The sequence below is a fragment of the Photobacterium iliopiscarium genome (assembly GCF_003026395.1).
GTDB classification, from domain to species: Bacteria; Pseudomonadota; Gammaproteobacteria; order Enterobacterales; family Vibrionaceae; genus Photobacterium; species Photobacterium iliopiscarium.
Genome location: NZ_PYOO01000012.1, coordinates 74,264 through 95,220, shown reverse-complemented (window position 1 = coordinate 95,220; position 20,957 = coordinate 74,264). Strand labels below are relative to the sequence as shown.

21 protein-coding genes, 1 rRNA gene and 1 riboswitch are annotated in these 20,957 nt (G+C 41.9%); of the genes, 3 read left to right on the top strand and 19 right to left on the bottom strand.

Annotation, left to right across the window (positions count from 1 at the left end; translation table 11 throughout):
- A 16S ribosomal RNA gene (locus C9J51_RS15665) occupies positions 1-75 on the bottom strand; the annotation flags it as partial.
- A gap of 654 nt (positions 76-729) precedes the next feature.
- Here C9J51_RS15665 and C9J51_RS15660 point away from each other — a divergent pair.
- Entirely contained in the window at positions 730-1,191 is a 462-nt protein-coding gene (locus C9J51_RS15660) for an RNA recognition motif domain-containing protein (protein WP_045036811.1), read from the top strand.
- Here C9J51_RS15660 and murI read toward each other — a convergent pair.
- The 3 genes from murI to btuB are packed head-to-tail and all read right to left on the bottom strand — an operon-like array spanning position 1,160 to position 4,561.
- A complete protein-coding gene (gene murI, locus C9J51_RS15655) occupies positions 1,160-1,957 on the bottom strand; it encodes a glutamate racemase (RefSeq protein WP_107250659.1) in 798 nt (265 codons plus the stop codon). The genes C9J51_RS15660 and murI overlap by 32 nt on opposite strands.
- A gap of 41 nt (positions 1,958-1,998) precedes the next feature.
- Positions 1,999-2,670 carry a Dph6-related ATP pyrophosphatase gene (locus tag C9J51_RS15650; protein ID WP_045036813.1) on the bottom strand — a complete coding sequence of 224 codons (672 nt, stop codon included), beginning with the start codon at positions 2,668-2,670 and terminating at the stop codon, positions 1,999-2,001.
- Between the two features lie 58 nt (positions 2,671-2,728).
- A complete protein-coding gene (gene btuB, locus C9J51_RS15645; protein WP_045036814.1) occupies positions 2,729-4,561 on the bottom strand; it encodes a TonB-dependent vitamin B12 receptor in 1,833 nt (610 codons plus the stop codon).
- A gap of 33 nt (positions 4,562-4,594) precedes the next feature.
- Positions 4,595-4,830: riboswitch (cobalamin riboswitch) on the bottom strand.
- A 147-nt stretch (positions 4,831-4,977) separates the two neighbouring features.
- Here btuB and trmA point away from each other — a divergent pair.
- Positions 4,978-6,084, top strand: coding sequence for a tRNA (uridine(54)-C5)-methyltransferase TrmA (gene trmA / locus C9J51_RS15640; RefSeq protein WP_045040167.1), 1,107 nt, complete (start codon positions 4,978-4,980; stop codon positions 6,082-6,084).
- Positions 6,085-6,160: 76 nt separating this feature from the next.
- On the opposite strand, the gene C9J51_RS15635 is transcribed toward trmA, so the two are convergent.
- Both C9J51_RS15635 and fabR read right to left on the bottom strand, forming a co-directional pair.
- Positions 6,161-6,532 (bottom strand): YijD family membrane protein, encoded by a 372-nt coding sequence (locus C9J51_RS15635; RefSeq protein WP_107250657.1) that lies wholly within the window; start codon positions 6,530-6,532, stop codon positions 6,161-6,163.
- Between the two features lie 27 nt (positions 6,533-6,559).
- Positions 6,560-7,192 carry an HTH-type transcriptional repressor FabR gene (gene fabR, locus C9J51_RS15630; RefSeq protein ID WP_045036817.1) on the bottom strand — a complete coding sequence of 211 codons (633 nt, stop codon included), beginning with the start codon at positions 7,190-7,192 and terminating at the stop codon, positions 6,560-6,562.
- A 318-nt stretch (positions 7,193-7,510) separates the two neighbouring features.
- Between fabR and sthA the strand changes: the two genes are divergently transcribed.
- Positions 7,511-8,926: a Si-specific NAD(P)(+) transhydrogenase gene (sthA, locus tag C9J51_RS15625; protein ID WP_045040168.1), complete on the top strand. Its 1,416-nt coding sequence runs from the start codon at positions 7,511-7,513 to the stop codon at positions 8,924-8,926.
- A 100-nt stretch (positions 8,927-9,026) separates the two neighbouring features.
- On the opposite strand, the gene cysQ is transcribed toward sthA, so the two are convergent.
- The 13 genes from cysQ to gspD form a co-directional block, all read right to left on the bottom strand.
- Positions 9,027-9,860 carry a 3'(2'),5'-bisphosphate nucleotidase CysQ gene (gene cysQ / locus C9J51_RS15620; RefSeq protein WP_045036819.1) on the bottom strand — a complete coding sequence of 278 codons (834 nt, stop codon included), beginning with the start codon at positions 9,858-9,860 and terminating at the stop codon, positions 9,027-9,029.
- A gap of 3 nt (positions 9,861-9,863) precedes the next feature.
- On the bottom strand, positions 9,864-10,421 hold the full coding sequence (nudE, locus tag C9J51_RS15615) for an ADP compounds hydrolase NudE (protein WP_107238088.1): 558 nt from the start codon (positions 10,419-10,421) through the stop codon (positions 9,864-9,866).
- 143 nt (positions 10,422-10,564) lie between these two features.
- Positions 10,565-11,323 carry a type II secretion system protein N gene (locus C9J51_RS15610; protein ID WP_045040169.1) on the bottom strand — a complete coding sequence of 253 codons (759 nt, stop codon included), beginning with the start codon at positions 11,321-11,323 and terminating at the stop codon, positions 10,565-10,567.
- 2 nt (positions 11,324-11,325) lie between these two features.
- The gene (locus C9J51_RS15605) at positions 11,326-11,808 is read right to left on the bottom strand and encodes a type II secretion system protein M (RefSeq protein ID WP_045036821.1); all 483 of its coding nucleotides are present in this window, start codon (positions 11,806-11,808) and stop codon (positions 11,326-11,328) included.
- Positions 11,808-13,127 (bottom strand): type II secretion system protein GspL, encoded by a 1,320-nt coding sequence (gene gspL, locus C9J51_RS15600; protein WP_244907479.1) that lies wholly within the window; start codon positions 13,125-13,127, stop codon positions 11,808-11,810. The genes C9J51_RS15605 and gspL overlap by 1 nt, the downstream gene beginning before the upstream one ends.
- Positions 13,096-14,130, bottom strand: coding sequence for a type II secretion system minor pseudopilin GspK (gene gspK / locus C9J51_RS15595; protein WP_045036823.1), 1,035 nt, complete (start codon positions 14,128-14,130; stop codon positions 13,096-13,098). The genes gspL and gspK overlap by 32 nt, the downstream gene beginning before the upstream one ends.
- Positions 14,127-14,774, bottom strand: a complete 648-nt coding sequence (gene gspJ / locus C9J51_RS15590; RefSeq protein WP_045036824.1) for a type II secretion system minor pseudopilin GspJ — start codon at positions 14,772-14,774, stop codon at positions 14,127-14,129. Before gspJ ends, gspK begins: the two co-directional genes overlap by 4 nt.
- The gene (gspI, locus tag C9J51_RS15585) at positions 14,761-15,120 is read right to left on the bottom strand and encodes a type II secretion system minor pseudopilin GspI (protein ID WP_045036825.1); all 360 of its coding nucleotides are present in this window, start codon (positions 15,118-15,120) and stop codon (positions 14,761-14,763) included. The genes gspJ and gspI overlap by 14 nt, the downstream gene beginning before the upstream one ends.
- Positions 15,120-15,728, bottom strand: coding sequence for a type II secretion system minor pseudopilin GspH (gene gspH / locus C9J51_RS15580; protein WP_045036826.1), 609 nt, complete (start codon positions 15,726-15,728; stop codon positions 15,120-15,122). The genes gspI and gspH overlap by 1 nt, the downstream gene beginning before the upstream one ends.
- An 11-nt stretch (positions 15,729-15,739) precedes the next feature.
- Complete coding sequence (gene gspG, locus C9J51_RS15575) at positions 15,740-16,180, bottom strand: type II secretion system major pseudopilin GspG (RefSeq protein ID WP_045036827.1); 441 nt, start codon at positions 16,178-16,180, stop codon at positions 15,740-15,742.
- A 22-nt stretch (positions 16,181-16,202) separates the two neighbouring features.
- Entirely contained in the window at positions 16,203-17,429 is a 1,227-nt protein-coding gene (gene gspF / locus C9J51_RS15570) for a type II secretion system inner membrane protein GspF (RefSeq protein WP_045036828.1), read from the bottom strand.
- Entirely contained in the window at positions 17,429-18,931 is a 1,503-nt protein-coding gene (gene gspE / locus C9J51_RS15565) for a type II secretion system ATPase GspE (protein WP_045040171.1), read from the bottom strand. The genes gspF and gspE overlap by 1 nt, the downstream gene beginning before the upstream one ends.
- Entirely contained in the window at positions 18,931-20,955 is a 2,025-nt protein-coding gene (gspD, locus tag C9J51_RS15560) for a type II secretion system secretin GspD (RefSeq protein WP_045040172.1), read from the bottom strand. Before gspD ends, gspE begins: the two co-directional genes overlap by 1 nt.
- Positions 20,956-20,957: the final 2 nt, after the last annotated feature.

Genomic DNA, 20,957 nt, shown 5'->3' with positions numbered 1-20,957 from the left:
CTGTTACCGCTCGACTTGCATGTGTTAGGCCTGCCGCCAGCGTTCAATCTGAGCCATGATCAAACTCTTCAATTAAAGTTTTGTTGGTCTTTCGACCGGCTCAATAAATACTGACTTTAAATACCGTAGTAAATTAAAGCTTTTTATCATTTAAAAAATGATAATTAAATAACTGTGCCAAAATAACTTGCGTCATTTTGTATTGGTCACTCAGTTTATTGATAAATCTTTCGACTTAACTATTCAGTGAGTGCCCACACAGATTGCATGGTCAAATTGTTAAAGAACGTTGACTTTCAATGCCTTAGCGTTAAACGCTTCAGCAAGTCAGGCTGCGTATACTACGCTTTTCTGATATTCAGTCAAGAAGAAATTTTATTTTTTAAAATGTCTTGTTGACTGTCTTTATATCATGAAAGAGACAAAAAATATTGTATCTAAAACCAGTTCAAAAGTTTGAACTTGATCGGTAGTTTAACCGTATTCTCTTTCGATAGAGCCGCATTATAGAGACTTTGATCACTCTGACAAGCCTTATTTAAAAAAAAAGAATGTAATTGCTGATTATTTCATCTAATGTGAACTATGTGTCTGTAATAAGCTCATGCGAGTATATTTATACTCAATTATTATGAATTACAGACCATTTAAATTAGCATCATTGTAAGCTTAATGTTAAAACACCCATTAACGCATTCTTCTCTTTCCCTTTTGAGATGTACTTTAAATATGAAATCAAATAACCAAACCACAATAACCGTGATTGCTATCGCTATCATTGGCGCCTTAATCTTTAGTATGTTCAGTGGTACTCCACCAGCCATTAGTTTTGCGCTTGGTGCGATGCTAACAGGATTGGCGTTGCACTTTATGCAAGAAAATAAGACCCCCATCCTTGATGAATTAGATCCTTCTCAAAGTAGCAAAACCCTTTATGTTGGCAACCTTCCCTACCGTGCTAATGAGAGTGACGTAAAAAACCTTTTTGCTGAGCATGGCGATGTTTTTGCTGTGCGTCTAATGAAAGATAAACGCACAGGCAAACGTAGAGGCTTTGGCTTTGTTGTTATGAATAGTCAAGACGCAGAAAATGCAATTGATCAACTAAACAACCAAGAATATGGCCAACGTACATTAAAAGTCCGTGAAGCTAATGAACCTAAAAATGCGGATAGTTTAGATCTTGAATAATATCTAATTGCATTTCATTTAAGCTTTTATTCAGCGCCGCAGCATCTGATGTTGCGGCGCTGCTATATGTAACGTTTTTTATTGATGATGTTATAGCTGCCACATCCGTTGGTAATGCTAATAATAATGCCACTCGCTTAGCAATAGCTTTACCTGAATCAATGACATTTACCTGATGATTTAGTGCCAATAATATTTCTTGTTTTATTAACGGAAAATGGGTGCAACCTAAAACAATACTGTCTACGGTACCTTGCCATGGTGCTAAGATCTCAGTTAATTCGTCTATATCGACCAATTTACCGCGTAACTTCTGCTCTGCCATTTCCACCAATCGAGTAGAACCAATCATTTTAACGTCACAACCATTCGCAAATTGCTGTATTAATTGATGAGTATAAGCTCGATTAACCGTTGCTGGCGTTGCCAATAAACCAATCGATTTTGTTTGGCTGATCAACGCTGCTGGTTTTATTGCAGGAACAACCCCCACCACCGGTATTGTTAACTGCTGACGTAGCGAAGGTAAAACGATAGTACTGGCTGTATTACAAGCGATAACCACTAAATCAGCTTGATACTGATTAGCTAATAACGTCACAATATAATTGGTACGCTTTATTAATGTTGCGTCATCTAATTCACCGTAAGGAAAAGCAGCATTATCGAAAGCGTAAATAAACTGCACTTGAGGTAGTAGAGCGTAAATCTCTTGATATACAGATAAACCGCCCACCCCTGAATCAAAAATGACAACCTTTTTCACTACCACTTACCTTATTACGATATCGAATCGTTATGATACTGCTATGAGTCAGTCTCTACCAGCGCATAGCGTTGATAACAAAACCGTGAATCTGTTTCACACCCTAACCATATCAAGTTAAGCGGTTGCTGATAAAAAGGACCATCGACGACTAACGAATGAAATTCTCCATTCTCGCCACAGAGATCAATGGTCGGCGGTAATTCAGTTAATAATTCACGATCAAACCAACGCCCACAGAAACGTGTATCCAATTGAGTACTATCAACGGTAACCAATTTCGTTTTAATACCACATTCAATTATTTCATTGGCTAGCTGATGACTAGGCTGCCCAAGTAACGGAAAAATACACGTCCAACCCGCGGGTTCAATATATTGACGGCGATAATCGACAATGCCATTACAAAACAAATCACCAAAAGCGATACTATCAAACTGTAACCCACAATTTTTCAACCCTTCAACAATCGCCTGTTGATAAACATCATTAGCCGGAAACACCTCAGGTAATACAACCAACACTAGGGGCAAACCGATTAGCTGCGCCTGTCGTTTAACAATATCAATTGGCGTTGCTTGAAACGGTACCTCGCTACCAACATACGTTGTATAAAGTCCAACAACTTCATAGTTAGGATCGCTCATTAACCGCCATAACGTTAATGCTGAATCTTTACCTGATGACCAACTAATAATCACTCTTTGTTTCATATTTATCACCATCAAAAAGGCCGCACAATGGCGGCCTTGAACTATAAAAAATCACACATTAGAACTGATAATTAATGCTGGTATAGTAAGTTCGACCCGGCATTACATAGCCGCCAGCCGTTTCGTAATCTTCATTTAGAAGGTTAGCTACTCGCCCTTTTAAAGCAAGTTTTGGTTGCAACCAATATGTTAATGCAATATCCCATGTATCATATGCAGGCAATTCAACATCTGAAATATCTGGACGCTTACCGTGATACTGGTAAGTCACTGCGGTATCAAGATCACCATAGCTTGCCGTACCCACCCATTTAAATGAGAACTTCTCTCGACGTATAAGTCGTTGGCCTTCACTGTCACGAGGATCTTTAAAATCAAAGTTCAGCTGATGAGTAATAATGCCCGTATCAAAGTCAGCTTCGACTTCAACCCCTTTAATTTTACTTTCCCCGTTAACATTCTCATACGATGGCGTGCCACTAACATACTCAATTAAATCATCAATACGCATTTGATAAGCGGTAACAGCAACGCTTGCGATATCGTAATCAGCATGGAGAGATACATCGATATTTTTTGATGTTTCAGGATTTAAATTAGGGTTACCCGTCGACCAAGCACTTTTAACGTAAAGTTGGTAAAGATTAGGGGCTTTAAATGCTGTTCCGTACGAACCACGAAGTTGAATGTTGTCAGTTAAAAACCAACCACCAGCAATATTGTACGTTGAATGAGTGCCATATTGCTGATTATCATCCAGACGAACACTGGTTTCGATGCTAACTGGAGAGTAATCCCATAAGCCAATCGCATAATAGCCGGTATTATCTCGTTCTTTATTGCCCGCAAAACCCGTTAAATCATTCCATTGCTCTTGGCGCCAATCAATACCACCACTCACTAATAATGTTGATAATAGTTGATATTGGTTATGCCATTGAACATTACGTTGGTGATATTGATCCTTGCGATTCACTGCATTAGTTTTATCGATCAAATCAAGATTGTCTTGTTTTTGATAATCAAGAATCAGTGATGACTTATAGCTATCCTGCGCATATTTTAAACCCGCAGAATAATCATTAAATTCAGTTTCTGATCTCACATACTGATGGCCAGAATACACACTAGAACCATCATATTGAGAGTGATTTTTATACCAGCGAGTCGCAACAAAACCCGAGATTTGATCGTTAAACTGGTGATGGAGTGCTAACGATGCATTACGGCTATCAAAACCATGTTTATCACCATCATTCAATCCAGGTTGAGGATGAACGTTATAGCCTTTATCATTTTCATAACCAGCAGCAACTTGTAATACGCTGTTATCACCGATGTTATACGCACCAGAAACATTTGCTTCTTGATAATTATGGCTACCAATGCCTAAATCTAATTTCGTTTTTGATGGTGTATCCGTCCCAGTCAGGGTAATGATGTTAATTACCCCACCAATGGCTTCAGAACCATAAATTGCCGCCCTAGCACCACGAGTAAATTCAATCCGCTGCACTTGAGTTAATGGAATTTGATTAAAATCTACGTTACCCGCCACAGAGCGAGCCATACGAATACCATCAACCAAGACCAAAACTTGATCCGAGTTTGCACCTCGCACAAAAATACTAGAACTTTGTCCACGACCACCATTTTGAGTGATCTGTACCCCAGGTAATAAACTCAACACTTCCGTTAGTGTTTTCGCTTGTACTTTATCGATGTCTTGACGAGTCACGACATTAAAAGGTGCCAGCACTGAGGTTACCGGTTGCTCAAAACGATTGGCAGTTACCACCATCACATCATCAGATGTTGTATCAGCCGCAAATGAAGCAAAAGAAGGGAGGCACAACGACGCTACCGTCGCGGCTAAAAGGGATTTTTTCATTACAATTTCCTAAGTCGCGTTTATAACAAAGCAATATTGCTTGTCTTGCTGGTTGGTATTCGGACTTAAGAGCATGACCATCAGGTCGCCTAGGCAACAACTTCCCATTGCCGCTATACTAAATAATGCCGTGATTATTTGTAGGGAGCATCAACAGTGTTTGGATTACATCCATGTGCGTTCGTTCTCTATTACCGCTGCGCGTCAGTTACGGATTCACACCGTATTCCCGAGCCTTCCAAGGCTTAACCAGCACTGCGAGAATGCTAGTGTTGTATTGCTTTTATGTCTAGTTTTGTTTGGTATTAGTTATAAATTTTTAGATACATAAATATTTTAATTTGGATCAACACTGGACATCAGTGTGCAATGCAATAAAATCTGCGGTCTTATTTTGAGCAGTCGAGGCACACACTATGACATCCACCGTCCTTAATATCGCTGATTACCAGCCCCAGTTGGATGAAAAAGCAGCGCGTATTCAAGATCTACTTAGCGATTTTGAAACGCCTGAATTGGAGGTGTTTGCCTCTCCTGCAGAGCATTACCGTATGCGTGCAGAGTTTCGTGTTTGGCACGAAGGCGAAGAGCTGTATTACATCATGTTCAATCAACACACCCGTGAAAAATACCGTGTTGATCAATTCCCGGCAGCCAGTCGTTTAATTAATGATGTAATGCCAATGCTACTTGAAGCAATTAAGCCAATAAAAACCCTGCGCCACAAACTGTTTCAGGTAGATTTCTTATCTACGTTAAGTGGTGAGATTTTGGTTTCGATGTTGTATCACCGTCAACTTGATGATGAATGGACTGTCGCGGCAAAACAGCTAAAGCAACGCTTAAATGATGAAGGTTTTAAACTAAACCTTATCGGTCGTGCACGTAAGATGAAAATCGTCTTAGACCAAGATTACGTTATTGAACAATTAAAGGTTCACGATAACGCACTGACTTACAAGCAAGTTGAAAATAGCTTTACCCAACCTAACGGTGAAGTCGCACAGAAAATGCTGGAGTGGGCAGTTGATTGTACTCAAGACAGCGCAGGTGATTTACTGGAACTGTATTGTGGTAATGGTAATTTCTCATTAGCACTTGCGCCAAACTTTGAGCGAGTACTGGCAACCGAACTGGCTAAACCATCAGTTGATTCTGCACAATACAATATTGCGGTAAACAATATTGAAAACGTACAAATTATTCGTATGTCTGCGGAAGATTTTACTGATGCAATGGCGGGTAAACGTGAATTCCGTCGTCTAAAAGATCAGAATGTTGATTTGCAAAGCTATAACTGCAACACCATTTTTGTCGATCCACCACGTTCAGGTATGGATGATGGTACTTGCCGTATGGTACAAGGCTACGACAACATCATGTATATCTCATGCAACCCTGAGACATTACGTGACAATTTAGCCATCTTAACGGAAACTCACAACATTACTCGATTTGCCTTATTTGACCAATTCCCTTACACCCACCATATGGAAGCCGGTGTATTACTAGAGCGTAAATAAGCTGTAGTCCTCAAGGGTAAAAATAAAAAAGGCGCTATCAGCGCCTTTTCCTTTTTCAAATCACAACGAATATAACTTACGCTGCTTTTTGATCTTTCTTATCCATGACACCCATTTTGTATGACACCCAAAATAGCAATGCCAATGTAATTATTAGCGGAATGAAATTCGAGCCCATATCAGGGTATTCTGCGCGAAGTAATGCCGCATAACCAAATATACCAACGAAGAAACATGCACTCGCAAGTGCAGGAACGCCTTCTGCCATCGGTTTACGCATATATTCTTGATATAAGCAGTACGCTGCCATGGCAAATGCCAAAACAGGAAAAATAGAGAATGTTACATAACTTGAAAACAATACTGCCAGAGTGCCGTAACCACATACACCTGCGATTATAGATAAAACTAATGTTTTTCGCTCTGCTTTAAGTTGTTGCTTTTCCATATATAATTCACCAAAATCAATATAAGATTATAGTTTCTGCCTGAGCTCTCGACGCTCACGCTCTTTGCGGTACCAATAAGCACCTTTTGCAATCATTCTAAGTTGCATAATCAGTCTTTCTGCATGCTCAGCGCGAGCATGACAATCTAGATCCAGCGCCTCAGCACCAGAACTAAAGACCAATGTTACTGACGCTTCAGCTTGCGTATAAGCTTCTTCATGAGTTACCCCAGTTTTCGCTTCAAGATACTCAGCCAGTTCAGCCACAAAATGTTGTATTTCTCGCACAACTGCGGCACGAAATGCCGTTGATGTACCAGAACGCTCACGAAGCAGTAAGCGGAATACGTTAGGACTACTTTCAATAAATTCCATAAAAGTTTCTACCGAAATACGGATCACGCTGCCTTCGGTAGCAATACGCTGTCGAGCTTGACGCATTAATTGACGAAGAATTAAACCGCCCTCATCAACCATGGTTAACCCCAATTCATCCATGTCTTTAAAATGACGGTAGAATGATGTTGGAGCAATACCTGCTTCACGCGCAACTTCACGTAAACTTAAATTAGAAAAACTTCGCTCGGCACTTAATTGGCTAAAAGCGGCATCAATCAACGAACGCCGAGTTTTTTCTTTTTGCTGAGCCCTAATTCCCATCAATTATCTGCTTCTCTGTGATTTTATTACAATGATACTCTGCTTACACAGTAACATCTGCGTCATAGCAACGACGCGAGACTCTCACATAGTAAAGCGAGAGCGCGACTGACGCAAAGCCAGATTGATATCAATTACGATTTTAGGTCACAAAACGTGGCGCTGGTTTAATAACCAATCTCGATCCATACCGATTGATTAATAATAAAAACTGCGCGAACTGCTTGAGATACCACTATTCCCCCACACATAGTCATCTGGTAAATCGTTACCATAATGTTAATGTAAGACGGAAAAACATAATCAAGGAATGACTTTATGACAAATAACCTACCTACATCTCAAAATCATTTTGATGTCATCATTATTGGTAGTGGTCCTGGCGGTGAAGGCGCGGCAATGGGGCTAACGAAGGCTGGATTTAAGGTCGCGATTATCGAACGCGAAAACAGTGTCGGTGGCGGTTGCACCCACTGGGGAACCATTCCATCGAAATCATTACGTCATGCTGTCAGCCGTATTATCGAATTTAACCAAAATCCGCTATATTGCAATGACACCTCGACCCTCCACCGTACTTTTAGTCAAATCTTGCACCATGCAGCTGAAGTCGTTAGTAAACAAACCCGTATGCGACAAGGGTTTTATGATCGCAATCATTGCCAAATCATTCATGGTGAAGCGCAATTTATTAGCTCACAGAGTGTCAGTGTTACCACCCATGATGGCAGTGTTGACCATTTCAGTGCTGAGCGATTTATTATTGCCACGGGCTCTCGTCCCTATCAACCCGCCACCGTTGATTTCACTCATCCTCGCGTTTATGACAGTGATTCGATTTTACAATTAGCCCATGATCCTCGGCATATTATAATTTATGGCGCAGGGGTTATTGGCTGTGAATATGCGTCTATTTTTAGAGGACTTGGGGTCAAGGTTGATTTGATTAATACTCGCCAGCGGTTATTAGAATTCCTTGATAATGAGATGTCAGATTCACTGTCTTATCACCTCAGTAATACGGGCACTATGATTCGTAACGATGAAGTTTTTGAAACCATTGAAGGGACCGATGACGGGGTTATTCTGCACTTACAATCAGGTAAAAAAATGCGAGCAGACTGTTTACTGTATGCCAATGGCCGTACCGGTAACACTGACAAATTAGCCCTTGAGATGGTCGGACTAAAGGCGGATTCTCGAGGACAATTACAGGTCAATAATAACTACCAAACAACCGTAGATCATATCTATGCGGTGGGCGATGTGATTGGTTACCCAAGCCTTGCAAGCGCCGCATATGATCAAGGCCGTTTTGTCGCGCAAGCAATCAGTACTGGTAAAGCTCAAGGGCAATTAATTGCGAACATTCCAACGGGTATTTATACCTTGCCAGAAATCAGTTCTGTCGGCCAAACAGAGCAACAGTTAACCGCAGCAAAAGTTCCTTATGAAGTGGGTCGATCGCAATTTAAACATTTAGCTCGAGCTCAGATCGCAGGTACAGAAGTCGGCAGTTTGAAAATATTATTTCACCGTGAAACCAACGCTATTTTAGGTATTCATTGCTTTGGTGAACGAGCAGCTGAAATCATTCATATCGGCCAAGCTATCATGGAACAAAAAGGGGAAGGCAATACCATTGAATATTTTGCCAATACCACCTTTAATTATCCAACCATGGCGGAAGCGTTTCGCGTTGCGGCATTAAATGGCCTTAACCGTTTATTCTAAAATCCCCCCAGTGAGCCCTTATGGGTGATCCATATAACAACCAATATAAAAACGGAGCCACTTCGGCTCCGTTTTTGTATGCGGTCGATATCGTTATGGCCTATTCTGCGCCCATTAAGCGATCATCTGCCGTTAAAATCGATGTCCACGGTAGTTGTTCATCACCCAGCACAATAAAGTTTGGATTCTCTAAAGTCTGACGCTGGTTATAAGATAATGGCGTTATATGGGTATTAAAAATACGGCCACCCGCTTCTTCAACAATACATTGGGTAGCGGCAGTATCCCACTCACCTGTTGGCCCTAATCGTAGATAGCAATCAGCGCCCCCTTCTGCGACCAAACATGCTTTTAGAGAAGCAGAACCTAATGCAACGAGATCATAGTGATATTGGTTATCAAACCGTGCCTTGGTGGTATCAATATCCTGCCGACGGCTAATGGCGATAGTTAATCCACGTAATGGCAACTGATGCTTAGTCGTTGAGATCGTACTGGTTTCACCTGCTGCGGTTATTTTATGTGCCCCTTGACCTTGTGCCGCATAATACGTCACGCCAGATACAGGTGCATACACCACTCCCATAACGGGCTTATTATTATCAATTAACGCAATCACTGTCGCAAAATCACCACTACCCGCAATAAACTCTTGAGTACCATCTAAAGGATCGATTAACCAATAACGCGGCCACTGACTGCGTTTAGCTAATGATATTGCAGTGTCTTCCTCTGACAGTACGGGAATATCAGGGGTTAATTGTGACAACCGCTCAATCACTAATTTATTAGCCGCTAAATCAGCGCTGGTTACTGGCGTATTATCTGATTTGATTTGCTGCTCAAACTGTCCTTGTTGATAAATACCTAAGATCAACCGACCTGATTCTTGGGCAATATCGATAACATCATTAATAAGATGGTTTAATGTCATTGGTTATTCCTCGCAAGCTAAATACTTCAGCGCTAAAAATAACGCACTGATACTACGCGCTTCGGCAAAATCTAGATGATTGAGTAACTCTTCTGCTTGAGCTAATGGCCACCGTACAATTTCTAGAGGCTCAGGTTCGTCACCTTCTAAACGCTCAGGATATAAATCTTGCCCCACAAACAATGTCATTCGGCTAGAAAAATACGAGGGCGCTAAAATCACTTCTTTTAATGGATGTAATCGCTGCGCACCAAAACCGATTTCTTCTTTTAATTCACGGTTTGCCGCTGCTAATGCACTTTCACCAGCATCAATTAATCCTTTCGGAAAACCTAACTCATAACGCTCAGTGCCAGCAGAATACTCACGAATCAATAATAAATCACCATCAGCCGTGACAGGTACGATTAATACCGCATGACGTCCGCTCGGCTGCATACGTTCATAAGTACGCTCTACACCATTAGAAAAACGTAAATCCAATGATTCAATTTTAAAAAGTCGTGATTGTGCTACAACCTCGGCTGCTAAGATTTGGGGTTTATCTTTGCTGAACGCCATTTATAAGGCCCTGTTTAATGAAAAGCATTACCAGAATAAGAAAAGCTTACTCGAATTAAAAGCAAATAATCATCAGAAATAAATAGGCAGCCGTAATCGACTGCCTAATGTGAACAAATTGATGATTGAAATGATAACGAGCGCTACAAACGTCCCGAATAATTAACCTTATACTGTCCCTTGGTATTAGGATCACCTAACCATTTTAATTGCGCTGCTAATTTATCAGGGAACGTTGCCCCAGGCTTAAACCAGCCATTAAGTTTATAGTGGCGGTTAGTGGCTAAATTAGCATGCCAGTCACTACTGACATCCTCTGAGGTTTGCTTGACTTTAGCGACAATCGCGCCTTTTTCACAGCTAAGATCAGCAAAAACAGGCCCAGGTTTAATCGTCCCCATTGGCGTTTCTGCTGCACCTTGTACCCAAGCTAATGTCGCATTCAACGTTTTACAATAAGGGGCAGCATAATGATAATTTCTAACCGTCAGTTCTAAATTACCATCAATAGATACCGGAACAGGAAGCGGCGCTTGTGATACGGCTTGCGCCGCAGGCATAGATAACAACAGTTTTTCAGCAAATGGACCAGACAAGCTGTAACCCACTAAACCTTGCCCTTTTAGTTGCCATTCACTGCCTTTGCCAAAGCGGACATTAAACGCCAATTCACCTTTCAACAATCGACCAAGTTGCATATCCCATTGCAGCTGACCAAAAGGTTGATTTTGCCAACGCACATTGGTTGCCGATCCTTGCCATGGTGTACCTGAGATCCCTTCAAGATCGAGACCTTGTATTTTAGGCGCATACTGCCACAACCAACTCGCTGGAATATGAGTGACTAAACTTGCTATAAATACCGCACCAAAACTGGCACCAACTGCTAATTTAAATTTCACACTTATCCTCGCCCTAACTGCAAACGGTTTACTTCAACCATACCGTTTTTATCGGTTTTTGAGAGATCAATAAACTGCGTGTTAATGCCAAAACTCTGCTGCAAATACACTAACCAATTAACGAGCGTATCAAACGGTAATGGTTGCACCCACACTTGTAGCGCATCATTACGTGGCTGCATTCGAATCAAATCAATTTTAAATCGAGTCGTAGTTTCATTAATGACTTGGTTAAGTCCTTCATCACTAACATTTACCGTACCACCCGCATGTTTAAGTGCTGTAATTTGATTGGCTTTATGCTCAACCCACGTCAATAATTGTCGCTGCTGATTGATCTTATTCTGAGCATCTATTGCACGTTGATTCAACGGTTGCCACACACCCCAGTAAAGAATGGCAATCACCAACGCACTGCTCGCGCCAAGTAGCAAATACTGTTCCCGTTGGCTGAGAGCTTTCCACCATGCCTTAATCTCTGCCATTAGGCTTTTCTCCTCAACACCACAGCACCACTGACTAAATTATCTTCTTTGGTTAACTGGCCCTGATCAACTACAAACTGAGTTGCTAATGCACTGCGTAATTGCTCAAAATCTTGAAAACCTGCCGCTGTTGCTTGCAAACGTAATTCGCCTCGAGTTTGATCATATTTAAGGTTTACAATCTTAATCGTTGGCACTTTAGTTAATGCTGGCTTTAATTCGCTTAACCACATTAGCATGCCATTTTGTTCACCATGACCACCTAAACTTTTCAACGCTGCATTCATTTGATTTTTCAAATAACTCTGCGAAGGAATACGTTTAAATTGAGGCAGAACTTGACGAAAAATACGATCACTTTCAGCTCGGTATACATTAGCTTGTTGTTCTAAACGCTGCGTAGTTAGTACTTGCTCACCGAAAAGTGCAATTAATACTACCGCTGCGGTGATTGCTACTTTGCGCCATGGTTGTAAATGCTTACGCCATGCCGCTTGTGGCTTATAAGGCCCAGACAGTAGCGTTGCTTTAGAGTCAGCTGCGCCAATGGCTAACAACTGCATCACTAATTCCGGCGTTTGAGGTTGCCAATGACCTGAGGTGTTTGCTGGTGCTGGCGTATAGTGATGAATCGTCACTTGCGCCAAACTCTCCGTCGCCGCAACAATCGATTCCACCTCTTCAGCTAACTGTTCAGCTTCAACTTCTGGCGTGATGTCATCACTATCATCGTCGGCGTTATCTACTGGTGCTTCAATCACTATTGGCGCTTTTTGAGCGGTAACCCATGCATCTAACCAACTTGAATCAGCACAAACCCCCATCGCCTCTGATTGTCGAATTAACCACTGTCCATCAATTTCAGCGGCACTGTAACCATCATTAAAGAGGGGTAAACATAAACAGTCTGGAATCAGTTTTTTAAGCTCAATGCCACATTCACTAAATGCCGTTAACCATGTCACTACTTTTTGGTGTTCAATGATTGCAACTGTCGCAATATCATTCTCACGTTTAAGTAATTGCACATGCAAACTATCGACATCTTGAGCCAGTTCTTCTTCAAGCAGATACGGTAATACCGCTGCTAATTGACGGCTACTACCGGCAGGGATTGCGACTTGCGTTAATAGCATCTCACTGGTTGGCACTAAACCATAAACAGGACGCGTGATGGCATATTCAGTTAACTCACCAAGTTGGTTAATATCGACCAACTGACCAGAGGCTATCACTTCATTTTGCAGTGGCGACCAGACTAGCCATTGCATCGGCATTCCCGGCCGGCTACTTAGCCTTATCGTCAGAAATTCGCTCACGGATTCCTCCATACTGGCGACGAACGACCGTCACCTTGTTCTTATCATCACGATTAAATAATGCCACGGCTCGCACTCGGGCACGGTCTACTTTTATTTCAGCATCTAACGAAAAATAATGACTGGTAACAGTTAAATATTTTTCCATTGTATTTGTCGTCTTATCTTTTCCTGAATCAGCATCTTGCGTTGGCGGTTGTGGTACTAACTTCATAAAATCAGCCACACTGTCCCACACGGTATGCTTCTTATCACGCTCAATAATGATTTTTTGCGCATCTTGTAATGATAACGATGGCGCAAATAAGGCTGATAACAACACCGCATTTTTTTCAGTAATGGTATTAACATTAAGCAACATGTCATCGGTCGGTAACGCACAAATTAAACCTTTAACCTGCTGATAAATTTTATCGGACACCCCATTAATGGCTCTAAATTCACTGCCATCCGCCAACCAATCATTGGCCGTTACATAAGGGGGCTGAAAGCTTTCATAGGTACTATCTTCCGCACCGTACGCTGACTCCACGGTAGTGTTATCATCCACAAACTCCCAACTTGAATCAGCGATCACTTCCGCTTCATAGTCATCAACACCTGATTCTGTGAGAATGTTTTGTAAATAGGTCACTAAAAAAGGCTGCTTACTACTACCTGCGCCAGCTTTAATATTTTTAAAAGCATTCAAATTAAAACAAGTTTGTTTATCCGTTAAATTACCACTAATTACCGCATTACTGTCTAAAGGGTAACTTTGCTCACCCACAGCCCAAGCTTGGGTTAAGTTTACGGTTTTGCTGTCTTTAAGGCTTTGTTTTAATGCTTGTGATGCTAATGCTTCTATTCCTAAGCTGTACCAATAACTTTGTTGATGCTCAACTTGGTTTTGAACGCGATGAAAATTGAGTTGCAACCGCTCCGTCATTTGTACGGCTAATAAACTCATCAAGGCAACAAGCAATAACACCACGATCAGTGCGACCCCACGTTGCTTTATCATCCTTCTTGCTCCTGCTTATTACTCGTCAACGAAGAAGTGGGTAATAAATAAATACGCTCAATCTCACCCAATTTTTTTAAGGTCATGATCACTTTGATACCCGCAGGCAAGCTCTTGGCTTTATCCCATTTCTTGTGCCATTGCTTATCATAATAAAATTCAAACTTTAAATCGGTGACGCCCGTTAATAACACGCGCACCAACGGCTTAGCCCCCGTCACAGTATCAGGGTAACGAAACCATACCCGCTCTAAGTTATCGTCGATAATACGATAACCGACACGCGTAACATCACCACGAGGAAACATTGATTGCGGATTTTGCCAACCACCACGAACAAAAGTGATCCCTTCACTGCTTGAATCTAATAAATACTCACTCGCCTGTAGTATATTATCCGTTGGTTTTTCAGCATCCGATCTAAATTTACGCGCCACAATCTGCCGAAAATCATTATCCATCATGATCATGGTGCGCTGAATGGCTTGTAAGCGTTGATTGTGATCTTTAGATTGTGCATCGCTGCGTAATACATTGGTTAACACTTGATTGGCAGATAAGCTCAACATCGCAAATACTGCAATCGCCACCAGAACTTCCAACAACGTAAAACCTTGTTGGTGACGATGATTAATTGCTGACATAGGTCTTTACCGTAATAACTGAATGTTTACGCTGCGAATCGGTAGCCACCGATATTTCAATTTGGCGTAATAGTTTTTGTTGGGTTTTGGTGCTGGTGACCGTCCAATACCACTCTTGATCAGCTAAGCTTGATTTTCCCCGTTTTACTGAACTTGGGTACTCACCACTTAAATGCAGCTGCGCTAATTCATTATCTGCCACCATCGACGCGAGAGTTTTCTGTTCTAAATAACCTAAGCTATTTAAGTTTTGACTGACTGCCCGCACCACACTTAATGCCGCGACAGCAAAAATAGCCAACGCCACTAACACTTCTAACAATGTGAACCCTTGTGAGCGTTTCATTACGATCGTTCCTGCGCTGACAACGCGTGTTCGGAGAGATATTGATCCAATGTTTGCCCTGGGGCTAATAACACTAAATTTCCCACTTCATCCGCAACGACTTGCCAGAATTGATGTTGTTTATCAACTTCAAAACTGACTGTAAATGGGGTGTATTCACCACTCGCCATCACCACAATTTGTGGCGGTAATTGTTTCTGTTCCTGATCAGACTTTTTAAATATGTCGTCATTTTTAAACATTGAATCAGATTTAAAAAGTCGGTCCTTATCTTTCCATGCTCCACCAATGGTAACCGTCGTCGTAATACCCGTCTCAAGTTTGACATCTGTAAAAAATTTAACACCATCTAATGGTTGCCAACCATTTTGAGTCAGCTTTAAAAAATGGTATTGATGGGGTTCGATACGAATACCGTAATCAACCCCATTTAACATTGCATCTTCACCCAAGAGTTGAGCTAAATGATGAAAGCGTAGCGCCTGTTCTTTGACCTCATCACGTTTATTATTGGGTAACGTCGATACCACAGCGACCGCACTGGTGGCTAATAACACTAACACCAACATAATTTCAATTAGAGTAAAACCCGCATTCCGTTTCATCATCATTCTTAGCTTTATTTCTTGTAGTTCAACATGTTCCAGTTACCGATATCTGTATTGATACCGTCACCGCCTTCTTGACCATCAGCGCCAAGACTAAAGATATCAACCGCACCATGTTCACCAGGCATTACGTATTGATATTCATAACCCCATGGATCTTTAGGTAAACGTTTAATGTAACCATCATCTCGATAGTTACGCGGTTCTGGTGATGATGAAGGCTTAGTCACTAAAGCTTCTAAACCTTGATCTGTCGTTGGAAAAACACTGTTATCAAGCTTATACATTTCCAATGATTGTTCTAGCGAACTAATATCAGTTACGGCTTTTTGTTGATCCGCTTTTTCTTTATTTCCTAATAGATTTGGCACCACTAAACTGGCCAATACCCCTAGAATTACAATAACGACCATTACTTCTAACAGCGTAAAACCACGTTGTTTTTGTTGCATTATTTATCCTCCAAAAGAAAACCTACATTCCAACCATATTGTTCAATTCAATAATAGGCATCAAGGTTGCAATAACGATAAACATCACCACCCCAGCCATAACGACAATTAATAACGGTTCAAATACCCCTAACGCCATATTGACCAATGACTCAAAATCGCGATCTTGGTTATCCGCTGCACGTGTCAGCATTTGCTCAAGTTCACCACTGCGCTCACCACTGGCAATCATATGTAACATCATCGGGGGAAACAGTGCCGTTTTTTCCAATGAAACGCGCAAACTAGCACCTTCACGGACTTTATCTGCCGCTTCTAACACTTTCTTATTAACGTAAGTATTGGTCATCACGTCAGACGCGACTTTCATACCATCTAATAACGGGATCGCGCTCGAAGTACAAATAGACAATGTCCGTGCAAAACGCGAGGTGTTTAACCCCCGTGCGACTTTACCGATTACAGGTAATCGTAAAATAGTTCGATCCCACTTCATTCGAAAAGCGGGCTTTTTAAGGGCACTCTTAATGAAAGCAATTAATGCCACAATAACAATCACCACCAGCAATCCCCAATGTTGAACAAAATTACTGGCAGCCAATAACACTTCAGTAATTGCTGGCAAACCTTGTTTCATTTGTACAAATTGATCAACAATTTTTGGAACTACCGTCGCCAACAAGAACGCCACCACCGACACTGCCACTAACGTTAACATTAATGGGTAAATCATCGCTTGCTGTAACTTGCTGCGCATTTGCTGGCGGTTTTCACTGTAATCAGCTAAGCGGTTTAAAATAGTGTCTAAATGACCTGATTTCTCCCCCGCAGCCACCATCGCACGAAACAATTGATCAAACACATGTGGGTATTCCGCCATACTGTCAGCTAAGGTATAACCTTCAACTACCCGTGAACGCACGGCAAGTAGAATATTTTTCAAGCGCGGCTTTTCATTTTGTTCCGCCACCGCTTTTATACATTCTTCTAATGGCATTGAAGCTTGCACCAAGGTCGCTAACTGGCGAGTAATAAGTGCTAACTCATTGGTACTGATACCGCGTCGAAATGTGAATTTACTCGGTGCTGCCGCAGTTTTTTTACCTTGGCCTGAAGTTTGATTAACCTCAATCGGCACTAGCCCTTTTTCACGTAGCTGCTGGCGAACCTGACGCGAAGTATCGCCTTCTAACACACCTTTTTTATGGCGGCCTTTAGCATCTAATGCTTTATATTCAAATGCAGCCATTAGCTTTCCTTAGTCACGCGCATCACTTCTTCAAGGGTGGTGATCCCTTGGCGCACTTTATCTAAACCGTCATCACGAATACTTGGTGTTGTTTGGCGAACATATTTTTCAATCGCTTGTTCACCCGCCTCCGCGTGAATCAGCTCTTGTATGCGTTCATCCACTTGTAACAACTCGTGAATGCCCGTACGACCGCGATAACCTTTAAAATTACATTTATCACACCCGCAAGGACGATACAGCGTTAAGCTATCGGCTGCGGTTAATTTAAATAATTTTTTCTGTTCGGTATCAGCATCATAAGGTTGGCGACATTCAGCACATAAAGTACGCACTAAACGTTGCGCTAATACACCCAGCAATGATGATGACACCAAGAAAGGTTCGATTCCCATATCTCGCAAACGGGTGATCGCACCAACAGCAGTATTGGTGTGCAAGGTTGATAACACCATGTGGCCGGTTAATGAGGCTTGAACGGCAATCGCGGCGGTTTCTAAATCACGGATCTCACCAATCATAACCACATCGGGATCTTGACGTAAAATGGCTCGTAAACCACGCGCAAAGGTCATGTCAACTTTACTGTTTACTTGGGTTTGGCCGATACCATCGATATCAAATTCAATCGGATCTTCAACCGTCAAAATATTACGCTCAGCACTATTTAGCTCTTGTAAGCCAGCATACAGCGTGGTTGATTTACCCGAACCTGTAGGACCGGTTACCAGAATAATTCCGTGGGGACGATCAATGATCTTGCGGAAGAACTGATGGTTAGTCGCTGTCATACCTAAACTGTGTAAATCGAGGCGAGTGGCGTTTTTATCCAACAAACGTAATACCACTCGTTCGCCATGTGATGACGGCATGGTTGAAACCCGCACATCTACCGCACGGCCACCGATACGTAATGAAATACGACCATCTTGTGGAATCCGTTTTTCAGCAATATCCAACTTCGCCATTACTTTGATACGTGAGACTAACAACGGCGCTAACTTACGGCTGGGTTGTAATACTTCACGCAACATACCGTCGACACGAAAACGAATCGATAATATTTTCTCAAAGGTTTCGATATGAATATCAGACGCCCCTTCTTTGATGGCTTCTGCAAGCATCGCATTGATCAATTTAATGATTGGCGCATCATCTTCCGACTCAAGCAAATCTTCCGTTTCAGGCAGATCTTCTGCTAACGAGAAAAAGTCATCGCTGTCAGAACCTAAGTCTTCCATTAACTGGCGCGCTTCTGAGGAATCACGTTGATAAGCATCAGTTAGCTTTTGTTCAAACTGCGACTCAGAGAGTGCAACTGGATAAAAACCTTCGCCAACCACCCGTCGCACTTCTGCTAACACGATGGCTGATAGTTGACCGCAATAATATAACTGCCATCCTTGTTGATTGGCTTCAATCACCACATGATGGCGCTTGGCAAAAGAAAACGGCAATCGAAATAAGACTGCGGTTTCTAACGCCGAAGACGCATCTGCCATTAGTGTTTCTCCAACTGTGAGACAAACGCTCTAACTTCTGCTGGCAGTGCCATGTCATCACCGTACTTTGGAATCACTGGCATATCAACGTCCATTAAGCGCATGCCTTTATCTGCTTGGTATAACTGTTGAGCACGAATATAGTTATATTTACGCTGCGTCATACCATCGGCACTCATGCCATCACGTAAAATCGTTGGACGAATGAAGATCATCAAGTTCGTTTTTTCAGTTTGATTATTAGTCGAACGGAATAGCGCTCCCAATACTGGAATATCACCTAAGATCGGCACTTTTTGCTCAGACTCAAGGGTTTTCTCTTGCATCAAACCACCGAGGGCGATCATGTTGCCATCTTTAACTAACACTGATGTTGATAACTCTCGTTTATCAAATCGAATATCAACCGCACCATTTGCGTCGGCAACTTGCGACACCACTTGCTCGATCTTCATTTGTACCGAGTCACCTTCATTAATTTGTGGCGTGACTTTAAGTTGAATACCGACATCTTTACGTTCAACGGTAGTAAATGGGTTATCGTTATTTGAGCCGGTTTGTGAGCCCGTCGTTACTGGCACTTCTTGACCAACCGAAAGGTTCGCTTCTTGGTTATCAAGCACGGTAATATTCGGTGTTGATAACACGTTAACATTACGGTTAGATTGCACCGCCGTCACCAATGCCGTCCAGTCACCCAATGCAATCGCAGCAGCCGCACCTTTAACGCCACCTAAGAAAGCAGCCATTGGTGCCAAATCACCAGTTTCAGTGGTTACAATAGGAGGTAATTGCTCACCTGTATTTGGATCCGTTCGATTTTGAGTCGTGACTTTATCTTTGCCTTGCTCTTGTGCTGACAATAAACCACCAATCGGCGCACCACTGTTACCAAACTGAATCACACCACCATCTTCAGAGCCCCACTGAACCCCTAAGTTAACGCCATCACCTTCTTGAACTTCAACAATCATCGCTTCAATATGAACTTGCGCACGACGAATATCGAGCTGAGAAATAATCGATTCTAAGCGTTTCATAACATCAGCAGGTGCTGAGATGATTAATGAGTTTGTTGGTGCATGAGCAGAGATCATGACATCATCTTTACTCGTGCTCTTACCTTGACCTGAATTGCCTTTGGTTGAGGCTTGAACATTTTCAGAGACCCCTTTTAGGACATCGACCAAATCTTCAGCTTTAGCATATTTAAGATAAAACACGCGACTATTACCACTCACCGCCATCTCTTTATCCAAACGATGAATCAGGTTTTTTAAGCGCTCACGTACTTTAGGATCGCCAGAAATTAATACAGAATTAGTGCGTTCATCGGCAACCGCTTTAGGAATAAGAAAGCCTGGGGTTGATGATGCTTCAGCACTTTTATTCAATGAGTCAATAATGCGCACCATTTCTGATGCCGAGGCATTATTGAGTGACACCACGGTCACATCTTTATTACCAGCGCGGTCAACCCGCTCAATAATTTCCGCTAAGCGGTTAACGACCGCTGCACGACCAGTGATCATAATAATATTGGCAGGATCGTAATGAACCACATTACCCGCACCAGCATTATCATTTAACTGGCGTAATAACGGCGATAACTCACGTACTGAAACGTTCTTAACCGCAATAACACGGGTAACAACCGCATCACCAGGAATATTCTTATCATTAGCGTCAACAACAGGAATGGCGGCTGTTTTGGCGTCTTTATCACGAATCACTTTCATGACGCCATCTTCCATGGTAACGACTGCATAACCATAAACATCAAGCACATTGAGGAAGAAACGGTAATACTGCTCTTCATTCAATAAATCATAACTGCGCACGTTCACTTGCCCACGCACAGCAGGATCAATAATGATCGTTTTATGTAAGGTACGGCCAACAATATTAATAAATTCTTGAATGTCAGTACCTTTAAAATTGGCACTTAATTCATCAGCCATCGCTTGACTACAAAACAAGCTACTTAGTAATAATAGGGCACTTTTACCCATCCATTTTTTCACAA